Genomic DNA, 7,502 nt, shown 5'->3' with positions numbered 1-7,502 from the left:
GCTTAAAGATACAAAAAAGGCAACTAACTCGCAATGAATTAGTTGCCTTAAATTTTATTATTTTAGGAATATCCCTAGATAGACTGTAGAGCCGGAACCGGCTCCTATCACATCTCCGTCTTTTGCCGTGGCGGCAATTTCACGGGCTACGTGTTCTTTGGCTTCCCGGTTGATAATGGAGTCCGACCATTGCAGGTGCTTTATAAGATGATTTTCCCAGTCCATAAGTTTGCGCTCTAGAATTGTTTTAAGTTTCTCTATATATAACGAATCAGCGAATCAGTTTGTTTGTTCGTTTCAATTTCGGATGGGAAGAGTCTCTTTAGATGAGAAAAGTCTCTTCAACAGCCTTCAATTATTTAAATAGTTAATAAACGATTCGTTAATTTTTAACTTTGTTGCGTTAAACGTTAACGAACCTCTGCTTTTTATTAAACCGTGTTATAAGTTAGGCTGCTTTGCCCCGAAAATTTGGAGATAACCGAAAAGTTCGTATCTTTGTACTGTGTTTTTCATAGTATTAGATTTAAGGTTAACAAAGATTGGCTGTCTGGGATAGATAGCCTTTTTTTTGTCCCTACTATTCCTTATAGAATCAGCCAGATGGCAATGATATGCCCGATGCTGCCTCCCAGGCAAAACAAGTGGAAAGTGGCATGCATATATGGTTTGCGTAACGAATAAAAAACAGCTCCCACGATATACGAAACTCCTCCGCCAATCAGCCACCAGAAAGCGGTAGTGGCTCCCAGTTCTCCCAGATGATCTAACAAAGGTTTCATGGCTACCAATATACAGGCGCCCATACCTACATAACAAGCCGTTTCGAGATTGCTATGTTCTTTCAGTTTTTTGAAGCTAAGAATGAAACCGGCGATAGCCGACAGCCAGACGAAAGCAAAAATTCCCCATCCCCATCCGCCGGCATGCCGCAGAACAAGCAGGGTAAAAGGGGTGTAGGTTCCGGCAATGTGCAAATAGATAGCTCCATGATCGAATTTACGGAGCAGCTCTTTCAGCTTTCCTGGACGACTGCCGTGATACCACGTAGAACTGATATAAGAAGAAAGCATCCCCGTCAAGTAGACAGATACACAAGCAACTGCCCACTGCGGCTCTATATTTTCGGAAGCCTTTTCCAATAACAAATATCCGGCCACGATTCCAAGCAGAATACCTATTCCATGGCTAAGGGTATTTGCCCATTCTTCTATATTATTGTATCGTTTGTTCTTCAATGTTCCTTTTTTGAATTGTTAAGTCACAAAAAATATTGAGTCGCAAAGATACTTTATTTTCCGTAAAGCGTTTCTTCGCCTTATTCTTTTTTAAAAGAAATATCGGCGTATGATACTCCCTGCGGTTTTAAAATTTTGATGCGTACCCAATGCTCGGTGTCCAGTTGGAAACCGTCGTGGTTGATGGAATGAACAGTTTCCTCATAATTGTGTTTTTTGTAGTATCTTCACAAAGAAAAAAAATAGAGAAAGGCGATACACCTTTCTCTATTTAATTTTTATTTTATGTATAAAATATATTATACCAAATGTCCGATCCATTCTTCACGGTCGCCGGGAAGAAGGTCGATAACAGGAATTTCTACCATTGTGTAGCATCCCGGTTGTTGCTTCATCGAAGCACGTGCCACACATACTAGCACTTGTGCTGTCAGTGCGGGGTTATTGATGCGCATATTAAATTCGAACAACTGATTCTGTGTTTTGCCGGATACACCTTTGCGAGTGAGATTTACACCGTGACCCATATCCAATAGAGCGTCCACGCTCGGAACGAGTTTCACGTGTGTTTCATCATTCACGAAGTAAGGGTCTGCTTTGATGGCAGCAGCTACTTCTTCAAATTTATATCCGTCTTTCAGTTCGATGTACACCATGCGGCGGTGGATTCCCGTGCCGGTAGGAATAGTCATGGAAAGAGCGGCTTTCACTCCGTCGATAGCTTTTACGGCTACTGTGTGTCCCATGCTCATACCCGGACCGAAGTTGGTGTAAGTGATTCCTTTCGGAGCAATCGCTTCGAGCATGGTGCGTACGATGGAGTCGCTTCCCGGATCCCATCCGGCAGAGATGATCGATACAGCTTTATGTTCTTTGGCAGCAGCATCCAGTGTGCGGCGTAAGTCTACGATACCGGTGTGGATATCGAAACTGTCTACCGTATTAATCCCCATTGCCAGATATTCTTTTGCATATTTCTCAACGCTGCGGGTTGGCGTGCAAAGAATAGCTACGTCTACATTCCCCAACTCTTTTATGTCCTTTACTACTACATAGTTTGCCAACTCTTCCGGTTTGTTCTCTGCTCCTGCACGACGAACGACTCCGGCTATTTCGAAATCAGGTGCCGCCTGAAGCGCTTCCAGTACATAATGTCCGATGTTACCATAACCAACGATGGCAGCTCTTACTTTTTTCATTCTTTTCTTGGTTTTAATGAACAAATTTCTTTCTTTTGCTTGCAAAAGTAAACAATTTACTACTAACTTTGGTTCATCCGCTTTAATATTTTTATTTTTTTCATATTCTTCATATCTAATGTACAAAAGAATAATCTGTGAAAATCAGTGTAATCTGTGGTGAGAAAGTTTTATCTTTGTCCCTGTTATGATAGAATATATTAGAGGCGAACTTGCCGAACTAAGTCCGGCAACCGCAGTGATTGACTGTAACGGGGTGGGATATGCCGCCAATATATCCTTGAATACCTATTCGGCTATTCAGGGAAAGAAAAACTGTAAGCTATATATTCACGAGGCGATTCGGGAAGACGCTTATGTGCTTTACGGATTTGCCGAGAAGCAGGAGCGGGAGATTTTTCTATTATTGATTTCCGTCTCCGGAATCGGGGGAAACACGGCACGTATGATTCTCTCGGCGCTCTCACCTGCCGAACTGGTGAACGTAATCAGCACCGAAAACGCGAATATGCTGAAAACGGTGAAAGGTATCGGGCTGAAGACTGCGCAACGGGTGATTGTCGACCTGAAAGATAAGATAAAAACGATGAGTGGGTCTGCCGGCGGAGGTGCTTCCGCAGGTCTGTTGCTGCAACCTGCCAATGCGGAAGTGCAGGAAGAGGCGGTGTCTGCATTGACAATGCTCGGTTTTGCTGCCGCGCCTTCACAGAAGGTGGTGTTGGCTATCTTGAAGGAAGAACCGGATGCTCCGGTAGAAAAGGTTATCAAACTGGCTTTGAAACGTTTGTAGTATGCAGCAACAGAAAATTTATATGCAGGCATGGCTGGACGCTCACGGTCGTGCAAAGGTAGTGAATACGGATAAATGGTATCTGGATTTTGCTAATCAGCTATTGCCATTGGTGGCCGAATCGTATATATATGGTGGGAAAGAGATGGAAGAAGACCAGAAGCAAGTGGCTCTGACGTGTGCCTTATACTTGGAAGATTGTGTGGCAGACGGAGGAAACTGGCGTCAATTTATCCACTGGCATCAGGAAAACTACGGACGTTACCTGCCTTTCTACACGTTGACGGACGAATATCTGCCGGACGAAATCAACCGTGAAGATGTTGTTTTCCTTTTGTGGGCAATCAATTCACCGGTCGGTGATGATTTTGACGGAGTGGAGAACCCGATGGATGCAGATTTGCTGGAGTTTGCAGATGTATTATACAACCGTTTGGATGCTGCGTTCGAATTGGCTCCTATCAGTGATTACCTTGCGACGGATTGGTTGCTGGAAACGGAATTGATGCAAAAGAAGCGAATGCCTCTGCCGATAGCTTTGCCGGGAGAAAAAATGCCTGCCAACGTAGAACGTTTCCTTGAAGCAAGTAAAGGTGAACCGCTTTTGTACTTCGACTCTTACGATGCGCTGAAATTTTTCTTTGTGCAATCATTGAAGTGGGAGGATGAAGAAGATTCTCTATTGCCTGATTTAAAAGAGTTTGATAACTTCGTGGTTTTCGCCAATCCGAAAGGTCTGTTGATCGGTCCTGATGTGGCCCCATATTTTGCGGACAAACGCAACCCGCTCTACAATGCTGAACTGGCAGAAGAGGAAGCATACGAACTGTTTTGTGAAGAAGGTTTGTGCCCGTTTGATTTGTTGAAATATGGAATGGAACATGAGCTGTTATCGGAAGCACAGTTCCCGTTTGAGAATGGAAAGGAACTGTTGCAGGGAAACTGGGATTTTGTGGCTCGCTGGTTTTTGGGTGAATATTACGAAGGAGAATAAGAGAACAAGAATCAGATATAAGTACTGTTTATATAAGTGTTGTCTATGCCAATCAAAAAAAATAACAATCCCTTTGTCGGAAAGACAAAGTCCGCAGCCGGTAAAAAGAAGACAACCGGAAAACGGGTTGGAAAATCAAAACGGGAAAAGGCTAATAATCAATTGAATAGAAGGGTAAAATAAGGATGTGGAGGATACGCCGTTTTTGCTTACCAGGCTACGCCGTTTTATGATGGCAGACTACGCCTTTTCTCCATACCAGGAAACGCCTTTTCTTCCGCGCAGAGAATAAAGAGGCTTATTATACATTTGACGGGAATAGTTGTCGTTTATGAAAAATAACAACTATTCCCGTCAGTTTTATTGTTGACCGATGTTTTTTTCTGCTAAATAGCTTCTCTTTTGACGGTTTTTAGTTAAATGGGAATATAATTCAGACAGAAGAACAAAAGAACAAAAAATAAAATAGCAGTTCAATAAGCAACAAAAATAATTTTCAAAGCGCAGCCTTTATGTTCTTTTGTTCTTATGTCTAAAAATAAAAAAATCATTTATCTCATTTCCGCACAGATCGTTTTCTTTTTGCCAAATGGAGTTTCCTTTTTATTAATCGGTAATTTCCTCCTGTGCTTTCCGTTCTTTTTTCTTATTGATAAATCCGATTTTCAGGTTAGCTTCCTCTTGTTCTTTTTTAATCTGTTCCATTGCAGAGAGGATTTGCGCTAATTCATAAACATTGGCTGCGGCTAGCCGGTCGGTGGGACTCATCGTTGTTTTATAGGTACGGTCGCCCATATATTCCACACGGATATTTTTGTCTTTATTGAGATGTAGGAATTCGATTACATTGCCGTCTTCTCCCAGTTTATAATCAGCTTTTTCTATTTTCTCGTTCATATCGGTCGTTTCGTAGCTGTCTTTGGAGCTTGGAGTTTCGGCAAAACTGCCGTCAGGAGCAATCACTTTCACTTTGTTGTGGTGGATATTGCCGGCACCGCAATAGATAGAGGTCATACTCATGATGCCTTGCTCGTTCACTTGGAAGCGGAGGTACGAACGGTGCATGTTTTTCTCAATGGTTTGTGTAGGCCAGAGGTAGTTGCCTACTTGTTGATATTCGGCATCTTTTTCTAGTGTGAATTTGTCTTTGATGGCGTTGAATTCTTTCGTTTTTGCCTGAAAGGCGCTATCCAGATAAGCAAGCGTTTTTTGCTGTGCTTTTGTTTCAACATCAAGCATTAGTGCCTGTCCCGCCTTACGTGCTTCGAACGCTTTGGGATACAGAATCTTGATACTGTCAATTTGTAACTTAGCTTCTTCATAGTCGCCACGTTCGTAGGCAGCCTTGGCAACCATCAGTTTTTCATTGGCTTTTTTCTCAAGGCCATTTCCGCAGGCAGCTAATGCCAGCGTACCACAAAAGAGGATAATCAGTTTTTTCATCACAAATTTTATTTACTGGTTCTATTATTTACATGAAGAAGCAGTGTCCGTTTGCCATTCACTGTTCATCGTTCTGTTCTTCATTCACTTTATTAGCGGCAAAAATACAAATATATCCCTTATTTTTGTAATTTTGTCCCCTCAAAACTTATAACTAAAAAGAATGATAGAGTTGACTCAAGAGGAATTGAAGCAGCATTTTAGCGAACCCATCTTCGGACAGATAGCCGAAACGGCCGATGCGCTCGGCATGGAGTGTTATGTGGTAGGTGGCTACGTTCGTGATATTTTTCTGCAACGTCCCTCTAAAGATATAGATGTAGTAGTTGTAGGAAGTGGAATTGCAATGGCAGAAGCCCTTGGAAAACGGTTGGGACGTGGTGCTCATGTCTCTGTTTTCAAGAATTTCGGAACAGCACAAGTAAAATACAGAGGTACGGAAGTAGAGTTTGTAGGTGCGCGTAAGGAGTCTTATCAACGGGATTCGCGCAAACCGATTGTTGAAGACGGTACGCTGGAAGACGATCAGAACCGTCGTGATTTCACGATCAATGCTCTTGCTGTATGTCTCAATAAAGCACGTTTCGGCGAACTGGTAGACCCGTTCGGAGGCATGGAGGATATGAAGGAAAAGACAATCCGCACTCCGCTTGACCCGGATATCACTTTCAGCGATGATCCTTTGCGCATGATGCGTTGCATCCGTTTTGCTACGCAACTGGGCTTTTACATTGACGATGATACTTTCGAATCGCTTTGCCGGAATAAGGAACGGATTGAAATCATCTCCCGTGAACGTATTGCGGACGAACTGAATAAGATTATTCTTTCTCCGATTCCCTCAAAAGGTTTTATTGATTTGGAACGTAGCGGTTTGCTGCCGTTGATTTTCCCGGAATTTGCTGCCTTGCAGGGAGTGGAAACACGGAACGGACGTTCGCATAAGGATAATTTTTATCATACATTGGAAGTGCTGGATAATATCAGCAAGAAGACTGATAACCTTTGGTTACGCTGGGCTGCTTTGCTGCATGACATTGCCAAGCCTGTCACGAAACGTTGGGAACCGAAAGCGGGATGGACGTTCCATAACCATAATTTTATCGGTGAAAAGATGATTCCGCATATCTTCCGCAAGATGAAGTTGCCGATGAATGAGAAGATGAAGTACGTGCAGAAGCTGGTTAGCCTGCACATGCGTCCGATTGTTATCGCGGATGATGTGGTGACAGACTCGGCTGTACGCCGTCTGCTTTTTGAAGCGGGTGATGATATTGACGACTTGATGATGCTCTGTGAAGCGGATATTACTTCCAAGAATATGGAACGTAAGCAGCGTTTCCTGAATAACTTCCAGTTGGTTCGACAAAAGCTGAAGGATTTGGAGGAGAAAGACCGTGTCCGTAACTTCCAACCGCCCGTGAGCGGAGAAGAAATTATGGAGATTTTCGGTTTGGAACCTTGTCGTGAAGTCGGTGTTTTGAAGAGTGCTATAAAGGATGCTATCTTGGATGGAGTGATTCCGAACGAATATGAGGCTGCTCATGCTTTCATGCTCGAGCGGGCTAAGAAGATGGGGCTGACGCCGGTGTGCTGATAGAAGGACGGAACAGATATATTATAGTATTCAAACACAGGTTTATACGAATCAGTAGTTGAATTGGAGTAAAACTGTACTGAAATGAACTAAATGATAATTTTGCGGGGTGCCCTGAAAGGGCTTAATTATATAGCGTAGGGCAACGCCCTACGTAAAAACGGCAATCTGAATTTGCGCCCTGAAAGGGCATAATTGTATACGGTTCCGCCCTTTCAGGGCTTGTGGCTGATGTGTTTTT

Annotated in this window: 6 protein-coding genes and 1 pseudogene; 3 read left to right on the top strand and 4 right to left on the bottom strand. The window is 43.1% G+C overall.

All coding sequences use genetic code 11. From position 1 onward, the window contains the following. Positions 1 to 66: 66 nt before the first annotated feature. The 3 genes and pseudogenes from LPH68_RS25005 to LPH68_RS24995 all read right to left on the bottom strand — a co-directional run. A pseudogene (locus LPH68_RS25005) lies at positions 67 to 225 on the bottom strand (ribose 5-phosphate isomerase A); the annotation flags it as partial. A gap of 362 nt (positions 226 to 587) precedes the next feature. Beyond that, positions 588 to 1,238: a hemolysin III family protein gene (locus LPH68_RS25000; RefSeq protein ID WP_004314148.1), complete on the bottom strand. Its 651-nt coding sequence runs from the start codon at positions 1,236 to 1,238 to the stop codon at positions 588 to 590. A 299-nt stretch (positions 1,239 to 1,537) separates the two neighbouring features. Next, on the bottom strand, positions 1,538 to 2,437 hold the full coding sequence (locus LPH68_RS24995; RefSeq protein WP_008641193.1) for a diaminopimelate dehydrogenase: 900 nt from the start codon (positions 2,435 to 2,437) through the stop codon (positions 1,538 to 1,540). Between the two features lie 187 nt (positions 2,438 to 2,624). On the opposite strand from LPH68_RS24995, the gene ruvA reads away from it, so the two are divergent. Continuing rightward, positions 2,625 to 3,227, top strand: a complete 603-nt coding sequence (gene ruvA / locus LPH68_RS24990; protein ID WP_004314150.1) for a Holliday junction branch migration protein RuvA — start codon at positions 2,625 to 2,627, stop codon at positions 3,225 to 3,227. Position 3,228: 1 nt separating this feature from the next. Further along, a complete protein-coding gene (locus LPH68_RS24985) occupies positions 3,229 to 4,221 on the top strand; it encodes a DUF3843 family protein (protein ID WP_117684586.1) in 993 nt (330 codons plus the stop codon). Positions 4,222 to 4,827: 606 nt separating this feature from the next. Here the strand turns inward: LPH68_RS24985 and LPH68_RS24980 are convergent. Beyond that, entirely contained in the window at positions 4,828 to 5,664 is an 837-nt protein-coding gene (locus LPH68_RS24980; RefSeq protein WP_055236483.1) for a hypothetical protein, read from the bottom strand. Between the two features lie 163 nt (positions 5,665 to 5,827). Between LPH68_RS24980 and LPH68_RS24975 the strand changes: the two genes are divergently transcribed. Beyond that, positions 5,828 to 7,261, top strand: a complete 1,434-nt coding sequence (locus tag LPH68_RS24975; protein WP_008641195.1) for a CCA tRNA nucleotidyltransferase — start codon at positions 5,828 to 5,830, stop codon at positions 7,259 to 7,261. Positions 7,262 to 7,502 lie beyond the last annotated feature (241 nt).

Origin of the sequence: Bacteroides sp. 1_1_30, assembly GCF_020982715.1 — a bacterium.
Taxonomy (GTDB): domain Bacteria; phylum Bacteroidota; class Bacteroidia; order Bacteroidales; family Bacteroidaceae; genus Bacteroides; species Bacteroides xylanisolvens.
This window is presented reverse-complemented; position numbering and strand designations above follow the sequence as displayed.

Excerpts from the sequence above, each read along its gene's own strand:
- LPH68_RS24995 (WP_008641193.1), bottom strand. The coding sequence starts at position 2,437 with ATGAAAAAAGTAAGAGCTGCCATCGTTGGTTATGGTAACATCGGACAT.
- ruvA (WP_004314150.1), top strand. The coding sequence starts at position 2,625 with ATGATAGAATATATTAGAGGCGAACTTGCCGAACTAAGTCCGGCAACC.
- LPH68_RS24985 (WP_117684586.1), top strand. The coding sequence starts at position 3,229 with ATGCAGCAACAGAAAATTTATATGCAGGCATGGCTGGACGCTCACGGT.
- LPH68_RS24980 (WP_055236483.1), bottom strand. The coding sequence starts at position 5,664 with ATGAAAAAACTGATTATCCTCTTTTGTGGTACGCTGGCATTAGCTGCC.
- LPH68_RS24975 (WP_008641195.1), top strand. The coding sequence starts at position 5,828 with ATGATAGAGTTGACTCAAGAGGAATTGAAGCAGCATTTTAGCGAACCC.